Source organism: Wolbachia endosymbiont of Tuta absoluta, from assembly GCF_059414725.1.
In genome coordinates this window covers 1-756 of the sequence record NZ_JBNRJY010000563.1, presented here as the reverse complement: position 1 = coordinate 756, position 756 = coordinate 1, and the positions used below count along the sequence as shown (strand labels likewise).

The window sequence follows — 756 nt, the reverse complement described above, 5'->3', positions numbered from 1 at the left end:
AGTACAGGGTATCCTAGTTTGGGGACCAGAAACAGTGACATTGTGTAATGAACCATGTTACCTACCTACACTTACTTTATAAGAAACAGCAATGTAACCTGGACAATCAGAGACAATAAAGGTATTTTTTATTTTTTATTTATTTATTTTATGTGCATGTACCTTCGTTTTAAAAGTGTCAAGTGACCTGAAGTTTAATTGTTTAAGTTATCTGATTGACCCTCAAACTTTTGTCAGACGTCGTGTTAATATCCGTTGTACGGTCGTTAACGCTCTGCCTACCCCGTAAGTGATATAGTATGATTGAATTGAATAACCTACACGTACAGACTATAAGTAGGGCGACTGTCTATGAAACTGGACAACTTTCCCCAAGGAACATAAATTGAAAATTTAAATAAAAAAGTTTGAACCTTCCATACAAAGTTTCCGATCAGCTGATTTGGGTTACTTTGGAAGCCCATTTTTTCCATATTCCTTGGGGAAAGTTGTTTCTTTGTTATCGGTATCGGTCACATGAAAAATTTCATCCGAAATTTTATGCACGAAATTTCAACTATACTCGTATCAGTAACCTTTTAGTGAAATAAAATTATTTATTTGTTACTACTGCAAATTTGTAACCCAAAGTACCCCATTTCTTTCCATGCCCATCATCACTTTATCACGTGCATACTCAAAATCATCCATGGTAACAATTTTCTTATTTCTTCTTGCAGCAATAAGCGCAGACTCATTCACTAAATTTGCTAGATC

At 34.8% G+C, this 756-nt stretch carries 1 pseudogene; it reads right to left on the bottom strand.

Annotated elements, in window-relative coordinates:
- Positions 1–627: 627 nt before the first annotated feature.
- Positions 628–756, bottom strand: a pseudogene (locus ACJ5GX_RS06320) (hypothetical protein); the annotation flags it as partial.